We start from the raw sequence: 22,800 nt of genomic DNA on the forward strand, positions 1-22,800 counted from the left end.
GCCTGTCGCTTTTTGCCGCTGATCTTCGCCCGCTGATACCCTCGAGAGAGAGCGCTGCCCATGTCCAGACTTCCCGCCCGGCAGGTGCCTGCCGTCTATCATCGCCGTTTCGGAGACTGGCTGGTCTCGACCGTCAGCGACGGCTATGTCGATTCACCGCCCGGCGCGATGCCGGGCCTGACCCAGGACGAGGTCGACGCGCTGATGGTCGCGGCGCAGGGCACGGCTCCGATCCGCACCTCGGTCAACATGTTCGCGCTGCGCGGGCACGGAAAGACCTATCTGTTCGACGCCGGCTCCGGCACCACCATGGGACCGAGCTGCGGCCGCCTGCCGGACTCGCTCGAGGCCGCCGGCATCGCGCCGGGCGATATCGACGCGATCGTGCTGACGCATGTGCACCCGGACCACTCCAACGGGCTGACCAGCGACGACGGCAAGGCCCTGTTCCCGCGGGCGGAGATCATCGTCCACGAGACGGAGATCTCGCACTGGTTCGACGATGCCGCGATGGCGGTCGCGACCGAGCGGGCCAAAACCCGCTATTTCGCCTCGGCGCGCTTCCGGCTGGCGCCCTATAAGGGCCGCATCCGCACCTTCCGCGATGGCGAGGAGGTCCTGCCCGGCATCACCGGCATCCTTTGCGCCGGTCACACGCCGGGCCATGCCTCCTATCGCATCGTCGGCGGCCAGGGCGGCCCTGACCTGATGATCTGGGGCGATACGGTGCACATCCCCGAGATCCAGGTTCCCCGGCCCGAGATCACCATGCTCTACGATGCCGAACCGCCGCTGGCGGCCGCCTCGCGCAAGATGATCTTCGAGACGGTGGTGCGCGACGGCCTCCTGGTTGCCGGGATGCATGTGCATTTCCCCGGCTTCGCCCGGATGGCGCAGGTCGATGGCCAGTACCGCCTGCTGCCCGAGCCCTGGAACTACGAGATCTGACCGCGATGCCCTGCTCTCGCGCCGCGCGGGAGAGCAGGGTCCTCCCCTCATCCCCGGCGCGGCGGCGGGACGGCCTCGATCGCGTGCAGGTCGGCCTGCAGTTCGGCTGCGAGTTTCATCAGCTCCGGCGCGATCACCTTGCGCAGGAAGGCGGGACTATGGGTCGCCGAGGAGCCGGCGCAGGTGAGCGCATAGGCGGGCCTGCCGTCGCGGCCGTAGATCGGCACGGCGGCCGTGTTGTAGCTCTTGTGGAACACGCCGATGTTGAGGATGTAGCCGCGCTCGGCGAAATCCCGCATCGCCTCGCGGAAGGCCGGCTCGGTCTGGGGCCAGCGCGGGTTCGGCAGCGCGTAGGTTTCGATCAGCTTATCGCGCTCGGCTTGAGGGAAGCCGGCGAGCAGGCCCCAGCCGGCGGCCGAGGTGATCAGCGAGAGCCTTGTGCCGACGCGCAGGTTCATCACGAGCTGCGCCTCGCTCAGGCATTGCTGCACGAAGACGACCCGGCCGCCATCGCGCGCGGCGAGGCCGCTGGCCGAGCCGGAACGGTCGGCGAGTGCCTGCATCCGCGCCCGCGCCTTTTCGGCCAGCGGGACCGAGGCGAGCGCGGCGCGCCCGAGCTTCAGCACCGGAATGCCAGGACGCAGCTTGTCGCCCTCGACCGGGATCAGGTAGCCCATGCGCGAGAGCGTATGGCACAGCCGCCAGACGGTCGGCTGCGGCAGTCCAGTCATCGCCGCAAGCTGGGTGCCGCCGATCTCGGATTTGCGCGGACCGAAGCAGCTCAGGATTTCCAGCCCGCGCGCCAGCGCCGTGACGAACTGGCGGTCATCCTGATGAGCCTCGTCGTCGAGCAGCGATTCGCGCCGTTCCGGCGCGGCCTTCGCCGGCTTGCCAGCCCGTTTTCGCGGCGGTTTCACGAGCCCCCTCATGCTGCGCGCTCCGCCACGTCCTCGAGCATGCGGGCAAGCTCCCTCAATCTCGGCCCGACCTCGCCCTCCAGCACCGCGATCGGCAGCAGGGAACTCTCGCCGCCGCAGTTGATCACGAAGGCCGTGCGCCCGTCGATGCCGCGCACCGGCACGGCGGCCGTGTTGTAGCCGGGATGGAAAACGCCGGCATTGATGATGAAGCCCTGCGTCCGGTAGCCCTCGCAGGCTTGCAGGAAGCTGCCTTCCACCGCCGCCCAGCTCTTGCGAGCGGCCTCGTCGTCGCCCAGTGCGACCTCACGCTCCTGCGGCGACAGGTCCGCCAGATAGCCCCAGCCGAGCGAGGAGGTTACGAGCGAGACGCGCGAGCCCGTCTGCAGGTTCAGCACCAGTTCGGAGCTGCCCTCGCAACGCAGGATCAGCCGCATGCCGTTGTCCTCGCAGACGGCGATGCCGGAAGCGGCGGCGTAGCGGTCGGCGAGCTCCTGGAGATAGGGCTTCGCCAGTTCGGCGGTCTTCATCTCCGACAGCACCATGTAGCCCAGGCGCAGCACGGCCAAAGCCGGCCGCAGCCGGTCATCGCTATCGGTGGTGAGATAGCCGAGCTTCGTCATGGTGTGACACAGCCGCCAGACCGTGGGCTGGGGAATGCCGAGCAGATGGGCGATCTCGGTGACGCTCAGGCTCGGCCGGGCAGCGCTGAAACAGCCGAGAATGTCGAGCCCCCGCGCCAGAGCCGCGACGAACTGACGATCCTGCCCATCGCCATAGGGCGCCGCCGGCCGGGCCGGTCGACCCGCGCCCGCACGTCGCGCAATTGGAGGAACGTCCGGGCTTCGCATCAAGGTCGGGTCCTACCACCATTTACAAGCAGCACAAATATCAATACGGTCGAATTCAGCGAGTGATCTACTCGTATAGCGAATAAAAAACGTCAAGGCTTGGATCGTCGCTGCCCGCTTCTCCGGCCGGAACCAAAAAAGTCGCGGAGGAGTCTCAAGGCATGGCCAGCCCCCTCGGTCATATCAAGGTCGTGGAGATCAGCGTCGCCATGGCGGGGCCGTTCTGCGGCATGATGCTGGCGGATTACGGTGCCGACGTCGTCAAGATCGAGCGCGTCGGCAAGGGCGACGACAGCCGCGAATGGCCGCCGCATTTCGACGGCGAGATGTCGCATTATTATGCCTCCGCCAACCGCAACAAGCGCAGCGTCGCGCTCGACCTGAAGTCGCCCGAGGGCATCGCGATCGCGCGCGGCCTGATCGACAACGCCGATGTCGTGATCGATAATTACCGCTTCGGTGCGCTGGCCCGTGCCGGGCTGGACTATGAGAGCCTCTCAGTGCGCAATCCGCGCCTGATCTACTGCGCGATCAGCGGCTTCGGCGCCAGCGGTCCGCGGCGCGACGACCCGGCCAACGACCTGTTCATGCAGGCATTCAGCGGCGGCATGAGTGTCACCGGCGAGATCGGCGGCGGGCCGATGAAGATGGGGCTGTCGGTGGCCGATCTCGGCGCCGGCTTCCTCGGCACCACCGGCATCCTGATGGCGCTAGAGGCGCGCCATCGCACGGGGCGCGGCCAGCGCGTCGATACCTCCCTGCTGGAGGGGCAGATCTCGATGCTGTCCTACCATCTCACCCGCTATTTCGCGAGCGGCCTCGTGCCCCAGCCGAGCGGCAGCGGCGCGCCTCTGGCGGTGCCCTACCAGGCCTTCAAGGCGGCCGACGACTGGCTCGTGATCGCCGCCTTCAACGACCGGATGTGGCTCGGCTTCTGCGAGGCGGTGGGCCGGCCCGACTGGGTCGCCGATCCGCGCTTCCTGGGCGCCAATGATCGCGCCGCCCATCGCGAATTGCTGGTCGACCTGATCAACGAGCATCTCGGCACGCAAGCCGCACAGACCTGGATCGCCCGTCTCGAGGCGGCCAGCGTGCCCTGCACCCTCGTCAACAGCATCGACAAGGTCGTCGAGGATGAGCAGGTGCTGGCTCGCGACATGATCGTCGACATCGAGGTGCCGGAGCTTGGCCGCATCAAGGTGGCCGGGCTGCCGCTGAAATTCTCGCAGACGCCGGGCGAGATCCGGCGCCACCCGCCGCATCTCGGCGAGCACACCGCCGAGGTCCTGCGCGAGCTTGGCTATGACGAAACCACGGTGGCCGCACTTGCCGGGTGCGGCGCGATCGGCCTGCGCACGCTGCGCCGGCCGGCATCCGCCTGAGGCGCGGGGGAGACACCCATGAGCACCATGCTGACCGACGAGATCCGCGGCTATATCGGGCTGGAGAGCGAAACGATCGGGGCCTGCGACGGCATCGAGCCGGGCGCGGTGCGCCGCTATGCGCAGGCGATCATGGACGACGATCCCGACTACGCGCCCGGCGCCGGCAATCCGCGCTTCGGCGGGCCCGTCGCGCCGCCGCTCTACCCCTCCTTCATGTTCCGCCAGCCCCTCGGCACGCCCGACGCACTGAGCGAGCGCGCCGAGGACCCCGATTTCGACGGGCTGCTGGCCGGCGCGAGCGACGGTCTGCCGGAGCTGCCGCTGCCCGGCCGCGCCCTGCTCAATGGCGGCTCGGAAATCGAGTTCTTCCGCTACGCCCGCCATGGCGAAACGGTGGTCCAGCGCTCGCACTACGCCGACATCTACGAACGCGTGTCCAAGAACGGCGCGATGCTCTTCGTCATCACCGAAACCGAATACCGCACCGGCGGCGGCGACCTGCTGCTCCGGGCCCGCAAGACCGCCATCCGGCGCTGAGAGCCGCCGCAATTCGTATCCAGGGAGCGAACCCGTGAACATGCACACCAGCCATCCGCGCGCCGAGGACGAGATCGGCGCCTTTCAGCTCCCGCCCTCCGTCCGCGAATACCGCGATCTGGCGCGCCGCATCGTGCGCGAGGAACTGATGCCGCTCGAGCGCGAATTCCTGGCGAGCCCCAACCATGCCTATGGCCTGCCGCCGACCGTCAACATCCGGTCGGTCTTCGACAAGAAGACGGCCGACCGGCTCGAAGGCATCTCGCGCGACAGCGGCTTGTTCAACGTGCTGGTGCCGGAGGAGTTCGGCGGCCCCGGCCTCTCGCTGCTGGCGCAGGTCGTGCTGGAGGAGGAGTTCAACTACTCGCCGGTGCCCTTCCCCTATGCCAGCGTCCCCAACATCCTCTACGAGTGCCGCGGCGACCAGGTCGAGCGCTTCCTGAAGCCGGTCGTCAGTGGCGAATGGACCACCGCTTTCGCCCAGACCGAGCCCGGCGCCGGCTCCGATCCCGGCGGCATGATGACGACGCGCGCCACCCGCGACGGCGATGGCTGGGTGCTCAACGGCACCAAGATGTGGATCTCCAATGCCGGCGACTGCGAACTGGTCATGGTCCAGGCCGTCACCGATCCGGAGAAGCGCCAGCGCGGCGGTATCACCATGTTCCTGGTGCGGCGCGACAACCCCGGCATGAAGGTCGAGGTGCCGGGAATCGCCACCTGGCTCGGGCCGCGCGCCTCGCAGCACATCATTCATTTCGACGATTGCCGCGTGCCCGATTCCGACGTGCTCGGCGAGGTCGGCAAGGGCTTCGTGCTCGGCCAGAAATGGCTGACGATCCACGACCGGCTGATGCGCGGACCCTATGCGCTGGGCAAGATGCAGCGCGCGCTCGACATGTCGATCGACTGGGCCAAGCAGCGCAAGACCTTCGGCAAGCCCATCGCCGAACGCCAAGCGATCCAGTGGAAGCTGGTCGACATGTATGTCGATATCCAGGCCCTGCGCTCCATGACCTACGAGATGGCCGCCCGTGCCGATTCCGGCGAGGATGTGCGCACGGAAGCCGCGCTCATCAAGATGACCTCGACCGATTGGGGCGCGCGCTGCCTCGACCACGCCATCCAGATCCATGGCGCCATGGGCGAAGCGCTCGAGCTGCCGCTGACGCTGTTCTACCGCGTGCTGCGCCACGCCCAGATCGGCGGTGGCACCAGCGAGATCCAGCGCGTCCTCATCGCACGCAAGCTGCTCGCGTGACGCAGGAGGCGCAGATCGCCCGCCCGCTGCCGGGTCCGGCAATGGACGGCGCGCCGCCCTGGGCCGCGCTCGCGGCACAGTCGCGCCAATTCCGCACGCCTTGCGGGGCGGGCGAGATGGTCTGGCATTGCTGGGGCGAAGGCGGCGCCCCGCTCGTGCTGCTGCATGGCGGCGCCGGGAGCTGGCTGCACTGGATCCGCACGATTCCCGCCTTCGCGGGCGAGCGGATGGTGGTGGTGCCGGACATTCCCGGCCTCGGCGGCTCCGCCGTACCGCCTGAACCGGACCCGGCGACCATTGCCGCCATCGTCCTGAGCGGCCTCGAGGAGGTCATCGGCAAGAGCCCGCAGGGCGAAGGCGCGCGCTTCGACATCGCCGGCTTTTCCTATGGCGGGGCTCTCGCCGGTTTCGTCGCCGCACAGGCGGGCTCGCGGGCGCGCTCCCTGACTCTGGTCGGCTCGGGCGGGCTCGGCATCGCCATCAACAGCGTCGCGCTCGAACGCGTGCGCGACAAGAGCGGTGCCGAGCGCGACGCCGCCAACCGCGCCAATCTGCTGCGCTGGATGATCGCCGACCCGGCCCATCTCGATGCGCAGGCCGTGGCGATCCAGGACTGGAACAGCCGCCACGCCCGCTATGACAGCCGGCCGATCGGCCGCGGCGCGCTCCTGCCGGAGCAATTGCGCCAGCTCGACATCCCGATCGCCGGAATCTGGGGCGAACAGGACCACGCCGTGCGCGGCTCGCTGCACCATGTCGAGGCGACCTTGCGCGCCATCCGGCCGGAGATGCCGTTCCGTATCGTTCCCGCCGCAGGGCACTGGGTCGCCTATGAGGCGCCCGACGCCTTTGCCCGTGCGCTGCGCGAGGTGCTCGCTCCGCCATGACGAATCCGCATGGCAACTCGACCCTTGACGATAGGTCCGCGCCATGTGATCGTCGTCGATAACGAATGAATAATTTGCATAGCGAATACGGGAGGTTGTCATGATGTCTGCAGAAGCATTGTCGCCCCGCCCGTCCACCGGCGTTTCTGGAGCGCGGCCATGACGGCCGCCGCAGCCCTGCGCCAACAGCCGCAGCCCATCGTCCGCGTCTTCGAGGATGTGGCGGTCGGCGACGAGATCGGCCCGCTGTTCAAGGGGCCGCTGACCACAGCGCATCTGATGCGCTGGTCGGCCGCCATGGAGAACTGGCACAAGATCCACTACGACCTGCCCTTCGCCACCGGCCACGACAAGCTGCCGGGCCTGCTGGTGAACGGGTCGCTCAAGCAGCAGTTCATCGCGCAGTTGCTGAAGGACTGGGCCGGCCCGGCCGGCTGGCTCTGGAAGATCCGCTTCCAGTTCCGCGCCATGAACCTCGTCGGCGAAAAGCTCTCGGTCTGGGCCAAGGTCACCGCGACCCGCGTGTCTGCGGGCTATGGGCTGCTCGATGTCGATCTCGGCATCCGCAACGAGGCCGGCGTCGAATCCACCCCCGGCGCGGCGACGGTCGCGCTGCCGTTCCGCGATGGGCCGGCAGTCCCCTACCCCTTCGTGCCGCCGGCCGCGTGAGCCGGCCCGCGCAAGACAATCTGGCGCGCCGGGCGACCGGCCGTGCCGACGGAGAAAGACGAGAGCCGACTGCGTGAACTGACGTCAATCAATAAGGGCGCATCCACAGAAGCTGCGCCTCATCCCGGGAGGTAACCAATGAAGACCCTGAAGAAAACCCTGTTTGCGGGTGCTGCTGCGGCGGCGCTGTTCGCTGCTTCGCCGGTTCTCGCGGCCTGCGAGCTCAAGATCGGCGTCGTCGGCGGCCTCTCCGGCGCGACGGCCCAATGGGGCCTGGCGCTGAAGGGCGCCGCCGAATATCTCGCGGCCGAGGCCAATGCGGCCGGCGGTGGCGGGCTCAAGGTCGGCAACGAGCTTTGCAAGATCTCGACCATCGCCGTCGACAGCAAGGCGACGGCCGAGGGCGCGGCGGCGGCCGCCAACCAGCTCGTCAGCCAGAACGTCAAGTTCATCCTCGGCCCGGTGGTGACGCCGGAGGCGACCGGCATCAAGCCGATCGCGCTGCGCAACAAGCTGCTGGTGTTCCAGAACAGCTTCGCCAAGGACGCGATCGGACCGCGCTGGCCGCTGGTGTTCCATGAGGGCCCCGGCCCCAGCGTCTGGGCGGATTCGATCGTCAAGGTCGCGAAGACCAAGTTCAACATCAAATCCGTCGTGCTGGTGGCTCCCAACGACCAGGGCGGCACCGACATCACCTCGGTCGACATCGAGGCCTACAAGGCCAACGGCATCGAGGCCTCGGAAGAGTTCTACCAGCGCGGCAACCCGAACTTCGCGGCGGTGGTGGCGCGCGTCCTGGCCAAGAACCCCGACACGGTCGATACCTCCTCGACGGCGCCCGGCGATGCCGGCGTGCTGGTCAAGCAGCTTCGCCAGGCCGGCTTCACCGGCACGATCGGCCGTCTCGGCGGCCCGGCGACGGACGAAATCCTGCGAGTCGCCGGCGGCCCCGACGTGCTCAAGAACTTCTACTGGTACGAGAACGTACCGCTGGAGGACCCCAACATCCGCGCCATCGCCGACGACTACAAGAAGCTGATGGGCACGGCGCCGCCGGAAAACACCATGCTCTACCTCTGGGTCGGCGTAGGACGCCTGCTGTTCCAGGCGATCTCGAACGCCGGCACGATCACCGATACCGAGAAGGTCGCCGAAGTGCTGCGCAAGCTGCCGATCAACGACAAGAATCTCGGCAAGGGCCGCTGGACCGGCAAGTCCTTCTTCGGCATCCAGCAGGAGGTCTCCTTCCCCTTCGGCATCGGCCTGATCGTGGATGGCAAGGTGCAGCCGATCCTGCGCGCCGAAGTGCCCGAGGTCGATTGACGACAATCGAGGGATCCGCCGGCGCGACCGGCAAACCCCTCGATCCCACCGCCTTCGAACCGCTGCGTCTCCCTCAGTGGCGTCCTGTCGGCCCATCGCGAATGCATGATGCATTGATGATGGGCCGAAGACCCGCCGGAACGCACCAAGACAAATGTCTGGCCGGTCCAGCGCCCCGGGCGGCTTCGCCCCGGACGCGCCACCGCACAGGACCTGGAGGAACGGCTCATGACGGGCTTCGTGTCGGCCGGCTTGATCGGCATCAGTCTCGGCGCGCAATACGCGCTGCTGGCGCTCGGTTTCACGCTGATCTTCGGCATTCTCGGCGTGGTCAATTTCGCGCATGGCGGCTTCTATGTGCTCGGCGGGTATGCCGCCTATAGCTGCGTCGCCTTTCTCGGCATGCCGTATCCGCTGGCCGTGATCGTCGCGATGTTCGCGACCGGCGCGCTGGGCTACGTCTTCGAGCTCTTCGTCGTGGAGCGCGTGGTCGACGACCATCTCGCGACGCTGATGCTGACATTGGGGCTGTATCTCATGATCGGCACCGGCGTTCAGGCCGTGTTCGGGCCGGAATCGCCGCAATTCAGCTTCCCCATCACCGGGACGCTGCGCTTCGGCGGCTTCTACATCCCGCTCGAGAACCTCGTCGTCCTGGCCGTCTGCCTCGTCGCGATCGGCGCCGTCTACTTCCTGATGTACCGCACCGATCTCGGGCGCGGCTTGAGGGCGCTGGCCGACAACCGGGCGGTCGCCGCCACGCAAGGTTTGCGCCCGAAGCTACTGTTTCCGCTGGCTTTCGCGCTGTCGTGCGGCCTCGCGGGCCTGACCGGCGCGCTGGTCACGCCGATCCTGTCGCTCGGCCCGCTCGTCGGCGAGCCGGTGCTGGCGATGGCCTTCCTGACCGTCATCCTCGGCGGCTTCGGCTCGATCGTCGGCGCCACGGTCGCGGCCTTCCTGGTCGGCCTGATCGAAGCCTATTCGGTCGTCTATCTCGGCGGTTCGAAGGGCGCTCTCGCGCTGTTCGTGCTGGTTCTCATCGTGCTGATCGTGAAGCCCTCGGGCCTGTTCGGCAAAGAAGCGCGGGGAGCCTGACCATGGCGCGTATCAGCCAGTTCGGCAGCGAGATCGCCGCGATCGCCATCATCGGCTTAAGCTTCCTCATCCCCTTCATCACCGACAGCCCCTTCGCCTATTCGACGCATAACCTGATCGCGGTCGCGGTGACGGCGGCCTTCAGCGTCTACATCATGCTGCGCATGGACCTGCTGACCTTCGCCGTGCCGGCCTTCATGGCGGTCGGCGGCTATGCGGCGGCCATCGCCAGTCTAAAGGGCGGGATCGTCGACAGCTTTGCCCTGACAGCGCTGAGCTTCATTGCACCCGCGATCGTGGCGCTGCCGCTTGGCATCCTCGTATTGCGGCTGCGTGGCATCTATTTCGTGCTCGTCACCTTCCTGCTGACGCAGATCCTGCAATTGCTGATCTTCGAGACGCCGGGCCTGACCGGCGGCACCAACGGCCTCGTCGGCATGCCGGCGACCATGATCTTCGGCATCGAGCTCGCCGACAACAAATCCGTGCTGCTGCTGGCCATCGGCGTCGCGTTCGCCGCAGCCGTCATCACCGCGCTCGTCTCGGGCTATCTCCGGCGCGAATTCGCGGCCATCGAGGAGAACGAGGTGCTGGCGCAAAGCCTCGGCCTCGTCGTCTGGCGCTACAAGGTGATCGGCTTCGTCGTGGCCGCAGGCCTTGCCGGCATGGCCGGCTTCTCGCTGGTCAACATGCTGCTGACCGCGCATCCGACGTCGTTCTCGCCGCAATCCTCGGTCAACTACATCGCCTACACCATCATCGGCGGGCGCGGCTCGATGCTCGGACCATTGGTGGGCAGCACGCTCCTGGTCTGGATGTCGAGCATCTTCAGCACGCATGGCGAGTTCTCGGAAGGGCTCTACGGGCTGCTGATCATGGTCGTCGTGCTGGCCGCGCGCGGCGGCGTCGTCGGCACCGTGGCCGCGCTGTATCGGCGGCTGTTCCGGCAGACCCGCGCGACCGCCGCCACACCGATGGTCGGCACGGTGAAGGAGGCAGCTCATGAGCACGGATAACGCGGCGGGCCGGGCCGGCTCGCTCGACGTCAGGTCGATCTCGAAGAATTTCGGCGGCCTGCGCGTGTTCAGCGAGATCAGCTTCACGCTGGCGCCGGGCGAATTGATGGGCGTGATCGGCCCCAACGGCGCCGGCAAGACGACGCTGATCAACGTGATCTCGGGCAAGCTTCCGCCCAGCGCCGGCAGCATCCTGCTCGATGGCCGCGAGATCGGCGGCATGCCGTTCCATTCGCTGAGCCGGCTCGGGCTGGTGCGCAGCTTCCAGCAGACCAACACCTTCAAGAGCGCGACGGTGCGCGAGAACCTCGCCCGCGCGATCCGCTTCAGCGGCAGCCCACCCTCGATCTGGGGCAAGCTCGACGGCATGCTGAGGCAGTTCGACCTCGTCCCGCGCCTCGACGTACCGAGCGACAAGCTGCCCTACGGCCTGCAGAAGATGCTGGGCCTTGTCCTGGCCTACACCACCTCGCCGCGCGTGCTGCTGCTCGACGAGCCGGCGGCCGGGCTGGAGCGGCGCGAGCGCCAGCAGGTCGACGCCTTCGTCAAGGCGGCCCAGGTCGATCATGGCTGCGCCGTGCTGATCGTCGAACACGACATGGACCTGATCAAACGGCTCTGCCCGCGCATCCTGGTGCTCGACGCCGGCCGCATCCTGGCCGAGGGCGCGCCCGCCGAGGTACTGGCGCGGCCCGATGTCATCGCCGCCTATATGGGCATCGTCGACGACGAGGAGGCCGCCTGATGCTTTCGGTCGAGGATATCGAAGTCCGCTATGGCGGCATTACCGCGCTCCACAAGGTCTCGATCGAGGTCGAGGAGGGCGAGACCGTGCTGCTGATCGGCGCCAACGGCGCCGGCAAGTCGAGCCTGATCAACGCTGTGATCGGCGCGACGCAGATCTGCGGCGGGCGCATCCGCTTTCGGGGCCAGGACGTCAGCGCCCTGACCTCCGACCAGCGCGCGCGCGCCGGCATCGGCTATTCGCCGGAGGGGCGACGGGTGTTCGGCACGCTCTCGGTCGCCGACAACGTGCTGTCGGGGGCCTTCGGCATGGGGCGCAAGCACCAGCAGGAGGCCTTCGACTGGCTCAGCTCGACCTTCCCGATCCTGGCCGAACGCGCCAGCCAGCCGGCCGGCCAGCTCAGCGGCGGCGAGCAGCAGATCGTCGCCTTCGCCCGCGCCATGAGTTCCTATCCGAAGCTGCTGCTGCTCGACGAGCCGTTCCTCGGCCTCGCGCCGGTCTGGATCCAGCGCATCAGCGATGCGGTGCGCGAAATCCAGCGTCGCGGCACCACCATCCTGATGACCGAGCAGATGGCCCGCCCGGCGCTGAAGCTCGCGACGCGCGGCTACATCATGCGCGGCGGCGAGGTCCGGCGCAGCGGCAGCGTCGCCGATATCGGCGATGCCGCCCTTGTCGAGGAGTACCTGTAAGTCGATGCGCGAGACCTATGACACGCTCCTGATCGCCCGGCCTGCGCCGGAGGTTCTCGTCGTCACGCTGAACCGCCCGCAGGCCTCGAACGCCATGAACACGCAGATGGGGCTCGATCTCCTCGACGTGTTCGAGACGATGCTGGCCGATCCGTCGCATTGCCGCGCCATCGTCCTCACCGGGGCCGGCGAAAAGGCCTTCTGCGCCGGCGGCGACCTGAAGGAGCGCAACGGCATGACCGATGCGACCTGGCAGGCCCAGCACCACATCTTCGAGCGCATGGTGCGCGCCATCATCGACTGCCCGATGCCGGTCACCGCCGCCGTCAACGGCGCGGCCTATGGCGGCGGCTGTGAAGTCGCGCTGTGCTGCGATTTCATCTATGCGGCGCGTGGTGTGCGCTTCGCCCTGCCCGAGGTGACGCTCGGCATCATGCCGGGTGCCGGCGGCACGCAGAATCTGCCGCGCGCGGTCGGCGAGCGCCGCGCCAAGGAACTCCTGCTCTCCGGCAAGCCCTGGTCGGCCGAGGAGGCCGCCGATTGGGGCATGGTCAACCGCGTCTGTGAACCCTCCGCCCTGCTCGCAGACGCCATCGCAATCGCTGGAACGATTGCCGACAACGCGCCGATCTCGATCCGGCAGGCGAAGCGCTCGATCCATCATGGCCTGTCGCTGAGCCTCGCCGACGGGCTGCTCTTCGAGATCGAGGCCTATAACCGGATGATCCCGACGCAGGACCGGCGCGAGGGCGTCGCCTCCTTCAGCGAGAAGCGCAAGCCGCGCTTCGAGGGCCGCTGAGGCCGCCCATGCCGGACACTTTCTGCTACGGCAACGAATTCGCCACGCTCGTGCAGCGCTTCGGCGATCGCATCGCGGTCGAGGACGTCACCGGCACCATCACCTATCGCGCGCTCGGGACGAAGGCGGCAGCGCTCGGCCTGGCGGTGACGCAGGCTGGAATCGCGCACGGCCAGCCCGTCGCGAGCTTCGTGCGCAACGGCATCCCGGCGGTGTGGACCAGCATCGGCATCGTCATGTCGGGCGCCGCCGAGGTCGCGCTCAATCCCGGATTGAGCGAGGCGGATCTGCGCTATTGCGTCGAGCTGGCCGGCATCCGCCATGTCGTGACGACGCGGGCGCAGGCCGGCCTGTTCGAGACGCTCGGCGCCCGAGTCCATTGCATCGAGGAGATCGGCACGGCCGCATTCGGCCTCGGCAGCTTCCCACGCGCACGACGCGAGGACTGGGCCCGGATCGGTTTCACCTCCGGCACCACCGGGCCGCCCAAGGGCATCGTCACCAATCAGGGCGGACGCTTCGCCGCCAACCTGCTGCAGCGCGCCGCGATGCCGCACAAGCCCGGCCGGAAGAGCCGCCTGCTGCTGATGACGCCGTTCTCGCATGGCGCGGGGCTGCTGACCTATGCCTATCTCGACCTCGGCGGCGCGGTGACACTGCTCGACGGCGTCGATACCGACCTCGTCCTCGGCATCCTCGAACGCGGCGAAGCCGACGAGATGTTCGCGCCGCCGACCGTACTGGCCAAGATCGTCGCGGCAGCGGAAGGCCGCCGGCTGCCTGGCCTCAAGACGATCTATTGCGGCACCGCCACGCTGTCGCCGACGCTTTATGCCCGTGCGCGTGCCATCTTCGGCCCGGTCATTCGCGTCACCTATGGCAAGACCGAGGTGGTCAACCCGATCACCGTGCTCGAACCGCCCGAGACCGACGCCTGGTATGCCGAGGGCGGCACTGACGCCGATGCCTGTGTCGGCTGGCCTGCGACCGGGGTCGAGGTCGTGATCAGGACAGACGACGATCGTCAGGCCGCGCCCGGCGACGTCGGCGAGATCCTGCTGCGCGGCCACCAGATGATGGCGGGCACGATCACCACTGGCGGCCGCTACGAGCCGCTGCCGCCCGACGGGTTCCACGAGACCGGCGATCTCGGCTATCTCGATACGCAGGGCCGCCTGCATCTGTCCGGCCGCAGCGCCAACATGATCAAGACCGGCGGCTACAAGGTCGCGCCCGAGGAGATCGAACGCCCGCTTGCCGCGGCGCTGGGTGGCGGCGAGATCGTCGCCTTCGGCGTCCCCTCTGAATATTGGGGCGAGGTCATCGTCGCCGTCGCCGAACGGCCGCAGCCGGGCTGGGAAGCGAAACTTGCCGGCGCCGTCGCGGCGATGACGAGCTACAAGCGCCCGCGCGCGCTGCTCGCCTTCGAGGACCTGCCGCGCAACGCCATGCTGAAGGTCAGCCACAACGCGGCGCGGCAGCATGTGCTGGCGACCCACGAGCTGATCGACGGCCCTCATCCCCGGCTCGTGCCACGCACGCCGTAGGGGCCGAGCCGCAGGGCCCGCCGACGTGAGAGCGTGCCATTCCCGGAACCACGGCCTCGACCCGGATCGGCGCCGCTGCATTCCGCCCGGGAGGACACCGTCCGTCCACAAAACCACACCGACATGAGTTGCCGGACCGCACGCCGATCAGGCGAGTGCATGCGTCCTTGCGACCTGCGCCCGGATCACCGCGTCCACTTGCCGGGCCGAGCGTGCTTGACAGCCGGACGAACGTCCTCTTAGTCTGAACATATAAAATGCATCATCGGCCGTGACGCGACGCCTGAGGCGCCGTGCGCGTTGCCGGAACAGAATGCGACACCGGGGAGGACTGCATGATGGCCTTTGGACACACCCTTCGAAATGTTCTGTCGGCTTCGTTGCTGGCTTTGGGGCTGGCAGCCGCCGTTGCGCCCGCCGACGCTGCGTCGGACAAGACGCTGCGCGCCGTGGTCAACGCCGATCTCAAGATTATCGACCCGACCTGGTCGACGGCCTATGTCACCATCCGCCACAGCTATCTGGTCTATGACAACCTGTTCGCGCTGAACTCGAATTTCGAGCCGAAGCCGCAGATGGTCGACACCTTCACCGTCAGCCCCGACAAGATGAGCTACAGCTTCACCTTGCGGAAGGGCATGAAGTGGCATGACGGCGCGCCCGTGACGGCGGCCGACTGCGTAGCCTCGCTGAAGCGCTGGGCCCAGCGCAATGCGATGGGCCAGCACATGGTCCGCGCCATGGAAGGCTTCGAGGTCGTCGACGACCTCACCTTCAAGATCAAGCTCAAAGACCAGTTCGGCCTGGTGCTGGAAGCGCTGGCCGGCGCCGAGGCCCCCGCCTTCATGATGCCGGCGCGCATCGCCGAACAGCCGATCGACAAGCAGATCACCGACCCCATCGGCTCCGGCCCCTTCATGATGAAGCGCGACGAATGGCAGCCCGGGCACAAGGCGGTCTATGTCCGCAACCCCACCTACATCCCGCGCAACGAGCCGGCCGATTATCTGGCCGGCGGCAAGGTCGCGAAGCTCGACCGCGTCGAGTGGCTCTACATTCCCGACAACAACACCACGCTGTCGGCGCTGCAGGCCGGCGAGATCGACTATTTCGAGGCGCCGCCGCTCGACTTCGTCCAGTTGATGAAGAGCGACCCGAACATCACGGTGCTGACCATCGACAAGCTCGGCGTCCAGATGATGGCGCGCCCGAATGCGCTCTTCCCGCCGTTCGACAATTTCAAGGCCCGCCAGGCGCTGCTGCATCTGGTGAACCAGGCGGATTCGATGCAGGCCGTGGTCGGCGATCCCGATTACTATCGCAAGAGCTGCGTCACCTTCTTCATGTGCGGCTCCGAGAACGAGACCACGGCCGGGGTCGTCGGGCTGACGCCCGATTTCGAGAAGGCCAAGGCGCTGCTCAAGGAGGGGGGCTACAAGGGCGAGCCGATCACCGTCCTGCTGCCCACCGACCGGCCGCAATACCAGGCCGCCGAGAACGTGCTGATCGCCAATATGCGCAAGGCAGGCATGAACCTCGACGTGCAGTCGCTCGACTGGGCGACGATCACCGCGCGGCGTGCCAAGCGCGATACGCCGGACAAGGGCGGCTGGCATCTGTTCGTCACCTCGGCGGGCGGACCGGACGTCGCCTCGCCGCTGGCCAATATCTGGTTCAACTCGCAATGCGCCAAGGCCAATGTCGGCTGGCCCTGCGACGAGGAGCTGACCAAGCTGGTCTCCGACTGGGCCAAGGAAACCGACGCCACCAAGCGCCGCGCCATGGTCGATGCGATCCAGACCCGCGCCTTCGTCTCGGTGCCCTATCTGAACCTGGGGCAATACGTCCAGCCGATCGCCTTCCGCTCCAACATCAAGGGCGTGGTGAAGGCCGGGGTGCCGGTCTACTGGAACATCGAGAAGCAATGAGCGGCTACGGGGACCACCCGACACGCTGGAGCTTCGCCGTCTCATGACCGCCTTCGTTCTGCGCAAACTCGGCTCGACCGCCATCGTCATGATGGTGGTCGCAGTCATCGTCTTCATCATGATCCGGGTCGGCCCGGGCGATCCGGCGGCGGTGATCGCGGGAGAGCACGCCCACACCGAGGATCTCGAGCGCATCCGCAGGAGCCTCGGCCTCGACGAGCCGCTGGTCTTCCAGTTCTATCACTGGGTGCTCAGGCTGCTCGGCGGCGATCTCGGCCAGTCGCTGTTCAGCCGCAAGCCGGTGCTCGAGCTGATCGCCGGGAGGCTCGAACCGACGCTCTCGCTGGCCGCGACCACCATGACCTTCGCGGTCTGCACCGCCGTCCCGCTCGGCATCGTCGCCGCCTGGCAGGTCGGGCGCTGGCTCGACCGCGTCATCATGGCACTCGCAGTCGCAGCCTTCTCCTTCCCGATCTTCATCATCGGCTACGGGCTGGTCTGGGCTTTCGCGCTCAAGCTGCGCTGGCTGCCGGTGCAGGGTTTTCGGCCCCTGTCGCAGGGGCCGGCGCTCTATCTGAACCATCTCGTGCTGCCGTCGCTGACGCTCGGCCTCGTCTTCATGGCGTTGCTGACGCGCATGACCCGCTCGACCATGATCGACGTGCTGGGCGAGGATTATATCCGGACGGCTCGCTCGAAGGGGCTCGGCCAATTGCCCGTCCTGTTCAAGCACGCGCTGAAGAATGCCGCGATCCCGATCGTCACCACCATCGGCAGCGGCATCGCCCTGCTGATCGGCGGCGTCGTGGTCGTCGAGAGCGTCTTCGCCATTCCCGGCATCGGCCGCCTGACCATCGAGGCCGTGACGCAGCGCGACTACCCGGTCATCCAGGGCGTGCTGCTGCTCGCCTCGCTCGCCTATGTCGTGATCAACCTTCTCGTGGACCTCAGCTACGGGCTGTTCGATCCGCGCATCCGAAGTCTGTCGTAATGAATACTGCCAACATCCAGGCGCCGGTCGCTCTCGACTTCACCCCGAAGCGCGCCCATTGGCTGCTCCGCGGCGCCGCGCGCCATGTCACGGTCGTGATCGGCGGCACGCTGATCGCCGCGCTGATCGCGGTCTCGGTGTTCGCACCCTGGATCGCCACGCATGATCCGATCGCGCTGGACGTCACCCAGCGCCTGCGTGCGCCGAGCGCGACGCATTGGTTCGGCACCGACAATCTCGGCCGCGACGTGTTCAGCCGTACCGTCTATGGCGGACAGATTTCGCTGCTCGTCGGACTGAGCGTCGCGTTGCTCACCAGCCTGATCGGCATCGTCTTCGGGCTGCTCGCCGGCATGTATCGCTGGTTCGACGCGGTCATCATGCGGATCATGGACGGGCTGATGGCGATTCCGGCCATCCTGCTCGCCGTCTCGATGATGGCGGTGGCGAAACCCGGTCTGCTGACCGTGATCATCGCCATCACGGTGCCGGAGGTGCCGCGCATGGTCCGGCTGGTCCGTTCGGTCGTGCTGATCATCCGCGAACTGCCTTATGTCGAGGCTGCGACCGCCATCGGCGCGCGCACGCCGCGCCTGCTGTTCCGGCATATCCTGCCCAACGCGCTGACGCCGATCATCGTCCAGGCAACCTATGTCGCCGCCTCCGCGGTGCTGCTCGAATCCTATCTCGGCTTCCTCGGCGTCGGCATCCCGCCGGAAACGCCGAGCTGGGGCAACATCCTGTCCGACGGCCGCAGCTATGTGCAGCTCGCCTTCTGGATCATCTTCTTCCCCGGCATGTTCCTGGGCTTCATGGTCCTGGCGATCAACATGCTCGGCGACGGCCTGCGCGACATGCTCGATCCGAAGCTGGCCCGGCGGTTCTGATGTCATGGCGGGCCTTGTCATGGCGGGTCTGCGGCCCGCCAGATGCGACCTTCGCCTTCGACGGCGCCTTGCACGAAGCGCCCTCGCCCCGCTGAAGCCGTCGACAGCTCAGGGACGCTGCCAGCACTCCGCGGCGCCGGCCGCGACGAGCCGCGCGATCTCCTCCGGCGAGAAACCGCCGACCTCGCCCAGCACCCGCGCCGTGTCCTGGCCGACATGCGGCGCGTCGGCGAAGACCGTCAACGGCGCATGGCGGAGCTGGAACGGGAAGCCCTTGGCGAGCCGGTTCTCTGGCCCCTCGGCCAGCGCGTCGCGCCAGCGCGTGCCGCGCCCGGCCAGCACCTCGGCACCGTCGAGCACCGGCGCCGCCGCGATGCCCTTCGCCGCCAGCACCCGCACCGCGTCCTCGCGGCGCATCGCGCAAATCCAGCCGGCCGGATCGGGACCCAGCGACGCGAGCGCGGACAATTGCTCCGGCGGCACGCTGAGCGCGATCCAGCCGTCGCGTGCCAGGAAGCAGTCCTGCAGCCAGTAGCCGGCCTCGGCATTGCCCCGGCGCGGCGGTTCCGGCGGCTTGACGAAGGCCTCGCCCGCCAGGAAGGCGGTGAGTTCGCGCTGCGAGAGATCGAGATGGGCGCCCTCGCCCGTCCGCCGGCGCTTGAGCCAGGCGGCGGCGACCATGCCGGCGGCGAAGATCGCCACGACCTGATCGGGATAGTTGAGATCCTTGCCGGAGACGACCGGGCCGCCATCGGCATAGCCGGTGAGCCAGGCGAGACCGGCCATCGCCTCGAGCGTCGTGCCATAGGAGACGTAGTTCGCGTCCGGGCCGGTCTCGCCCTGGCTCGACAGCGACGCGAAGATCAGCGCCCCGTTCACCGCGCTGAGTGCAGGATAGTCGATGCCAAGCCTGGTCATGACGCCACGGCGGAAATTCTCCACCACCACGTCCGACTGTGACACGAGCCGCAGGAAGGCAGCGCGCCCCGCCTCCTGCTTCAGGTCGAGGCTGGTGCCGGATTTGTTGCGGTTGGTGTAGCGGAAGAAGGTCGGCAGATCGCTGTCGACGCCACCGTCATCGCCCTGCCAGAACCGGAACGGATCGCGATAGCCGGGCGATTCGAGCTTGATGACCTCGGCGCCGAGATCGGCCAGCAGCGCGCTGGTGGCGGCGCCGGCCGTGATGATGCCGAGATCGAGAACCCGGCAACCCGCCAGCGGCAAGGCGCGGCTTGCGGCGCGCGACCGCGCGGGCATGGCAACCGCAGCCACCGGCTGCGCGTCATCGCAGAGGTCCGCTTCAGCTCCGAGCGCCGGCACGGCTCCCACTGCGAGCACCTCGCCATCCCAGAGCAAGGGCAGGCGCGGCATCGCCACGGCGCCGCCTGTCCCGCTCGCACCGACCATCTGCAAGAACTGGCGCGCGACCAGATGCGGATCCTCGATCAGCTCCGCCACACTGGAAACTGGCCCCAGCGGCAGCCGCGCCGCCAGCGCGCGATCATGGATCTCGTGCCGCGTCAGCTTGAGCAGATGCTCCTCGGCGATGCGGCCGATCTCGCCGGTGCGGCCACGCCGCCCGGCGGCGGTCGCGAAAGCCGGGTCGGCAAGGCGCGGATCGTCGCCGGCAAGCTTCCGCAAGGCCGGCCAATCGGCGTCCTGATAGACCAGCGCCACCCAGCCATCGGCGCAACGCACCACCGGCCAGTCGCCAGCCTGACCGGAGCGGCGCGGCACCGGCTCGCCGGCCGCCGCACAGGCCACGCTCTTCCAGTTCAGCCAGATCGCGGTTTCGAGCAGGCTGACCTGGACGATTTCCGGAGCGCGCGCGCCGCCCTGCTGTCGTGGCGGCAGGCACAAAGCGGCGACGAGCCCGGTCAGTGCCGAAAGCCCGGCCGAATAGGCGAGCTGGTGTCCGCCGAGCCGCAGCGGCTCGCGCGCCGGATCGCCGACGATGTCGAGCATGCCGCCCAGCGCCATCACCGTGAACTCACTGGCCGGCACCCCGGGCGGCACGTCGGCGCCGAGCAGCGAGACCGCGACCACGGCTGTCGGCCGATCGAGCGGCAGTGCCGCGCCGGGCGCGCCGATCTGGGCGGCCGTCGCGGCGTCGGCGATCAGCGCATCGGCTCCGTCCAGCAGGGGCCCAAGCGCCTGGCCATCCGCGGCGATATGCGAGTGCTTGCCGGCGGTGAGGAAAGTGAACAGCCCGCTGTTCTCGCTCGCGCTCTCCCCTGCCCGCAGTGGATCGCCGCCTGGCGGCTCGATCATCAGCACCGTGGCGCCAAGATCGGCGGCGATGCGGCCGGCGAGCATCACCGCCAGGCGCTCGCCGGGCCGAGCCGCCGCCCCGGCGCGCTCGACGATGCGCAGGCCGGCGAGCGGGCGCGTCAAGACTGCCTGCCCTGGCCGAGGTTCTTCTCGCCGGCTGCGAACCGGCCGAGGCCGTCGCGCTGGGCCGTGCTCTTGGCCCGGATCGTGGCATTCGTCGACAGGCCCAGTTCGAACCCGGTCGCGAGATCGCTGATCTGGCCGGGAATCAGGCTGAGCGCCTTGCGGCTTTCGGCGAGCGCCGTGGCGTCGAACTGGCCGATCCGGCGCGCCAGCGCATCGGCCTCCTCCAGCAGATGCGCCCGGGGCACGCTGCTGTTGACCACGCCCCAGCGTTCGGCGGTTTTCCCGTCGATACGGCTCGCGGTCAGGATCATATAGGCGGCATGCTTGGGCAGCAGGCGCAATTGCGCCGCCGGCCCGGCCATGCCGGGATAGGTGCCGAAGCCCATTTCCGGCATGCCGATCTCGGCCTCGTCGGCCGCGATCGCGAGATCGCAGACATGGATCAGCGTGCTTCCGCCGCCGAGTGCGAAACCGTTGACGGCAGCGATGAACACGGCCGGATGGCGGTGGATCGCCATCAGCACCGAGATCCATTCGCGCGAGGGAACCTCGCGGGCATAGTCGGTACCCGTAGCCTCCGCCTCGGCTGCCTCCTTGAGATCGACGCCGCTGCAGAAGCCGGGACCGTTGCCGGTCAGGACGACGACCTTGTGCGTGCCGTGAAGCTGCCCGAGGCGGGCTAGCAAGGCCTGACGCGCGGCCGAATTCATCGCGTTGCGCTTGTCGGGCCGGTTGAGGCGAAGCAGCGCATAGGCGCCGTGATCCTCGAACTGGACGAGATCGTCGCCCGCACTGGAAGTCATTGTCACGGCGTCATTTATCCTGCGGCGGTCAACACAAATATATTATGCATTGTGTATGGCGGAAAGCTAGCCCGTCGACCGGGCTCCGCGGGACAAGCTAGACGAGACGCGACGCGGTACGGCGCCCTTCGACGGTGCCCGATCGCCTGCGGGCCTACACCGCCCCCTCCATCTCCGCCGTCTCTTCCATCTCGGCGGTCTCCTGGACGATCCACTCCTCGAAGGCCCGGATCAGCGGCGAATTCTGGCGCGCCCGCGAGAAGGCGAGGTAATAGGCGTTGGAGGTGCGCACCCGGAGCGGGAGCGGCGCGACGAGCCTGCCGGTGCGCAGATCCTCCTCGACGAAGGCCCGCTGCGCCATGACGATGCCGAGCTCGTCGATCGCGGCCTGATAGGCCAGGGCCGAGTTCTCGAATTTCAGCCCGTTGTTGCCGTCGACGGTGTCGAGTTGCGCCGCCTTGAGCCAGTCTGGCCAGTCGGCGGCCCGGTGCATCGAGCAGAGCAGGACGAAACGGGCGAGGTCGGCGGGCTCTCGTGGCGCCGCGGCGCGAAACAGCCCCGGGCTGCCGACCGGCAACAGGATCTCGCCGAACAGCTTGCGGCAGATCGCGCCGGGAAGCGGAGCCGATCCGGAGTGGATGCACAGGTCGATGTCGTCGCGCTCGAACTCGACCGGCTGGTGCGAGGTCGTGATCTGCACGTCGATATGGCGGTGCAGCGCGTGGAACCGCGCCAGCCGCGGCACGAACCAGCGAATTGCGAAGGTCGGCGGCAGCTTGATGCGCAGCGTGTTGTCATTCGAGCGCGCCCGCAGGCGCTGCGTCTGCGCCTCGATCTGGTCGAAGGCGGCGCGCAGGGCCGCCGCATAGGCTGCCCCCTCCGGCGTCGTCTCGATGCCGCGCCGCAGACGCAGGCACAGCCGGACGCCGACCCAGCTCTCGAGCTGGGTGACATGCCGGCTCACCGCCCCCTGCGTGACCGACAATTCCTGCGCAGCCCGCGTCAGGCTGCCGTTTCGGGCGGTGGCCTCGAAGGCCCTCAAGGCGTTCAGCGGTGGCAATCGGCGTGTCATCTGCTCTGAGTTTTTCTCATGAAATTCTGCGTAAATTGTGCCTTTGCGGC

The 22,800-nt window shown here is 68.0% G+C and carries 21 protein-coding genes; 16 read left to right on the top strand and 5 right to left on the bottom strand.

The genetic code is table 11. The features are described 5' to 3' along the window. Window positions 1–60: 60 nt before the first annotated feature. Window positions 61–948: an MBL fold metallo-hydrolase gene (locus C8D03_RS24900; protein WP_108050654.1), complete on the top strand. Its 888-nt coding sequence runs from the start codon at window positions 61–63 to the stop codon at window positions 946–948. A gap of 47 nt (window positions 949–995) precedes the next feature. Here C8D03_RS24900 and C8D03_RS24905 read toward each other — a convergent pair whose 3' ends face one another. Beyond that, window positions 996–1,865 carry an IclR family transcriptional regulator gene (locus tag C8D03_RS24905; RefSeq protein ID WP_181301235.1) on the bottom strand — a complete coding sequence of 290 codons (870 nt, stop codon included), beginning with the start codon at window positions 1,863–1,865 and terminating at the stop codon, window positions 996–998. Between the two features lie 8 nt (window positions 1,866–1,873). Beyond that, window positions 1,874–2,716: an IclR family transcriptional regulator gene (locus C8D03_RS24910; protein WP_108050658.1), complete on the bottom strand. Its 843-nt coding sequence runs from the start codon at window positions 2,714–2,716 to the stop codon at window positions 1,874–1,876. A 161-nt stretch (window positions 2,717–2,877) separates the two neighbouring features. On the opposite strand from C8D03_RS24910, the gene C8D03_RS24915 reads away from it, so the two are divergent. From C8D03_RS24915 to C8D03_RS24985, 15 genes are all read left to right on the top strand, one after another. Beyond that, on the top strand, window positions 2,878–4,098 hold the full coding sequence (locus C8D03_RS24915) for a CaiB/BaiF CoA transferase family protein (RefSeq protein WP_108050660.1): 1,221 nt from the start codon (window positions 2,878–2,880) through the stop codon (window positions 4,096–4,098). A gap of 18 nt (window positions 4,099–4,116) precedes the next feature. Next, window positions 4,117–4,638, top strand: coding sequence for an FAS1-like dehydratase domain-containing protein (locus C8D03_RS24920; protein WP_108050662.1), 522 nt, complete (start codon window positions 4,117–4,119; stop codon window positions 4,636–4,638). Window positions 4,639–4,678: 40 nt separating this feature from the next. Next, entirely contained in the window at window positions 4,679–5,899 is a 1,221-nt protein-coding gene (locus C8D03_RS24925) for an acyl-CoA dehydrogenase family protein (RefSeq protein WP_248308730.1), read from the top strand. Beyond that, window positions 5,896–6,786 carry an alpha/beta fold hydrolase gene (locus C8D03_RS24930; protein ID WP_108050666.1) on the top strand — a complete coding sequence of 297 codons (891 nt, stop codon included), beginning with the start codon at window positions 5,896–5,898 and terminating at the stop codon, window positions 6,784–6,786. The genes C8D03_RS24925 and C8D03_RS24930 overlap by 4 nt, the downstream gene beginning before the upstream one ends. 159 nt (window positions 6,787–6,945) lie before the next feature. Next, a complete protein-coding gene (locus C8D03_RS24935) occupies window positions 6,946–7,455 on the top strand; it encodes a hotdog family protein (protein WP_108050668.1) in 510 nt (169 codons plus the stop codon). 138 nt (window positions 7,456–7,593) lie between these two features. Then, entirely contained in the window at window positions 7,594–8,778 is a 1,185-nt protein-coding gene (locus C8D03_RS24940; protein WP_108050670.1) for an ABC transporter substrate-binding protein, read from the top strand. Window positions 8,779–9,006: 228 nt separating this feature from the next. Continuing rightward, a complete protein-coding gene (locus tag C8D03_RS24945; RefSeq protein WP_108050672.1) occupies window positions 9,007–9,873 on the top strand; it encodes a branched-chain amino acid ABC transporter permease in 867 nt (288 codons plus the stop codon). A 2-nt stretch (window positions 9,874–9,875) separates the two neighbouring features. Next, a complete protein-coding gene (locus C8D03_RS24950; RefSeq protein WP_108050674.1) occupies window positions 9,876–10,889 on the top strand; it encodes a branched-chain amino acid ABC transporter permease in 1,014 nt (337 codons plus the stop codon). After that, entirely contained in the window at window positions 10,876–11,634 is a 759-nt protein-coding gene (locus C8D03_RS24955; RefSeq protein ID WP_108050676.1) for an ABC transporter ATP-binding protein, read from the top strand. Before C8D03_RS24950 ends, C8D03_RS24955 begins: the two co-directional genes overlap by 14 nt. Next, complete coding sequence (locus C8D03_RS24960; RefSeq protein WP_108050678.1) at window positions 11,634–12,326, top strand: ABC transporter ATP-binding protein; 693 nt, start codon at window positions 11,634–11,636, stop codon at window positions 12,324–12,326. The genes C8D03_RS24955 and C8D03_RS24960 overlap by 1 nt, the downstream gene beginning before the upstream one ends. Window positions 12,327–12,330: 4 nt before the next feature. Further along, window positions 12,331–13,125, top strand: a complete 795-nt coding sequence (locus C8D03_RS24965; RefSeq protein WP_108050680.1) for an enoyl-CoA hydratase/isomerase family protein — start codon at window positions 12,331–12,333, stop codon at window positions 13,123–13,125. Between the two features lie 8 nt (window positions 13,126–13,133). Next, complete coding sequence (locus C8D03_RS24970; RefSeq protein ID WP_108050682.1) at window positions 13,134–14,672, top strand: class I adenylate-forming enzyme family protein; 1,539 nt, start codon at window positions 13,134–13,136, stop codon at window positions 14,670–14,672. A gap of 335 nt (window positions 14,673–15,007) precedes the next feature. Continuing rightward, window positions 15,008–16,600, top strand: coding sequence for an ABC transporter substrate-binding protein (locus C8D03_RS24975; protein WP_108050684.1), 1,593 nt, complete (start codon window positions 15,008–15,010; stop codon window positions 16,598–16,600). A gap of 43 nt (window positions 16,601–16,643) precedes the next feature. Beyond that, window positions 16,644–17,591 carry an ABC transporter permease gene (locus tag C8D03_RS24980; protein WP_108050686.1) on the top strand — a complete coding sequence of 316 codons (948 nt, stop codon included), beginning with the start codon at window positions 16,644–16,646 and terminating at the stop codon, window positions 17,589–17,591. Then, window positions 17,591–18,478 (top strand): ABC transporter permease, encoded by an 888-nt coding sequence (locus tag C8D03_RS24985; protein ID WP_108050688.1) that lies wholly within the window; start codon window positions 17,591–17,593, stop codon window positions 18,476–18,478. Before C8D03_RS24980 ends, C8D03_RS24985 begins: the two co-directional genes overlap by 1 nt. A 108-nt stretch (window positions 18,479–18,586) precedes the next feature. Here C8D03_RS24985 and C8D03_RS24990 read toward each other — a convergent pair whose 3' ends face one another. The 3 genes from C8D03_RS24990 to gcvA form a co-directional block, all read right to left on the bottom strand. Beyond that, complete coding sequence (locus C8D03_RS24990) at window positions 18,587–20,872, bottom strand: CaiB/BaiF CoA-transferase family protein (RefSeq protein WP_108050690.1); 2,286 nt, start codon at window positions 20,870–20,872, stop codon at window positions 18,587–18,589. Further along, the gene (locus tag C8D03_RS24995; RefSeq protein ID WP_108050692.1) at window positions 20,869–21,678 is read right to left on the bottom strand and encodes an enoyl-CoA hydratase/isomerase family protein; all 810 of its coding nucleotides are present in this window, start codon (window positions 21,676–21,678) and stop codon (window positions 20,869–20,871) included. Before C8D03_RS24995 ends, C8D03_RS24990 begins: the two co-directional genes overlap by 4 nt. Before the next feature lie 154 nt (window positions 21,679–21,832). Further along, entirely contained in the window at window positions 21,833–22,750 is a 918-nt protein-coding gene (gene gcvA / locus C8D03_RS25000) for a transcriptional regulator GcvA (protein WP_181301240.1), read from the bottom strand. Window positions 22,751–22,800: the final 50 nt, after the last annotated feature.

The sequence above is a fragment of the Bosea sp. 124 genome (assembly GCF_003046175.1).
GTDB lineage: Bacteria > Pseudomonadota > Alphaproteobacteria > Rhizobiales > Beijerinckiaceae > Allobosea.

Excerpts from the sequence above, each read along its gene's own strand:
- C8D03_RS24900 (WP_108050654.1), top strand. The coding sequence starts at position 61 with ATGTCCAGACTTCCCGCCCGGCAGGTGCCTGCCGTCTATCATCGCCGT.
- C8D03_RS24910 (WP_108050658.1), bottom strand. The coding sequence starts at position 2,716 with ATGCGAAGCCCGGACGTTCCTCCAATTGCGCGACGTGCGGGCGCGGGT.
- C8D03_RS24915 (WP_108050660.1), top strand. The coding sequence starts at position 2,878 with ATGGCCAGCCCCCTCGGTCATATCAAGGTCGTGGAGATCAGCGTCGCC.
- C8D03_RS24920 (WP_108050662.1), top strand. The coding sequence starts at position 4,117 with ATGAGCACCATGCTGACCGACGAGATCCGCGGCTATATCGGGCTGGAG.
- C8D03_RS24925 (WP_248308730.1), top strand. The coding sequence starts at position 4,679 with ATGCACACCAGCCATCCGCGCGCCGAGGACGAGATCGGCGCCTTTCAG.
- C8D03_RS24935 (WP_108050668.1), top strand. The coding sequence starts at position 6,946 with ATGACGGCCGCCGCAGCCCTGCGCCAACAGCCGCAGCCCATCGTCCGC.
- C8D03_RS24940 (WP_108050670.1), top strand. The coding sequence starts at position 7,594 with ATGAAGACCCTGAAGAAAACCCTGTTTGCGGGTGCTGCTGCGGCGGCG.
- C8D03_RS24945 (WP_108050672.1), top strand. The coding sequence starts at position 9,007 with ATGACGGGCTTCGTGTCGGCCGGCTTGATCGGCATCAGTCTCGGCGCG.
- C8D03_RS24950 (WP_108050674.1), top strand. The coding sequence starts at position 9,876 with ATGGCGCGTATCAGCCAGTTCGGCAGCGAGATCGCCGCGATCGCCATC.
- C8D03_RS24955 (WP_108050676.1), top strand. The coding sequence starts at position 10,876 with ATGAGCACGGATAACGCGGCGGGCCGGGCCGGCTCGCTCGACGTCAGG.
- C8D03_RS24960 (WP_108050678.1), top strand. The coding sequence starts at position 11,634 with ATGCTTTCGGTCGAGGATATCGAAGTCCGCTATGGCGGCATTACCGCG.
- C8D03_RS24965 (WP_108050680.1), top strand. The coding sequence starts at position 12,331 with ATGCGCGAGACCTATGACACGCTCCTGATCGCCCGGCCTGCGCCGGAG.
- C8D03_RS24970 (WP_108050682.1), top strand. The coding sequence starts at position 13,134 with ATGCCGGACACTTTCTGCTACGGCAACGAATTCGCCACGCTCGTGCAG.
- C8D03_RS24975 (WP_108050684.1), top strand. The coding sequence starts at position 15,008 with ATGATGGCCTTTGGACACACCCTTCGAAATGTTCTGTCGGCTTCGTTG.
- C8D03_RS24980 (WP_108050686.1), top strand. The coding sequence starts at position 16,644 with ATGACCGCCTTCGTTCTGCGCAAACTCGGCTCGACCGCCATCGTCATG.
- C8D03_RS24985 (WP_108050688.1), top strand. The coding sequence starts at position 17,591 with ATGAATACTGCCAACATCCAGGCGCCGGTCGCTCTCGACTTCACCCCG.
- C8D03_RS24995 (WP_108050692.1), bottom strand. The coding sequence starts at position 21,678 with ATGACTTCCAGTGCGGGCGACGATCTCGTCCAGTTCGAGGATCACGGC.
- gcvA (WP_181301240.1), bottom strand. The coding sequence starts at position 22,750 with ATGACACGCCGATTGCCACCGCTGAACGCCTTGAGGGCCTTCGAGGCC.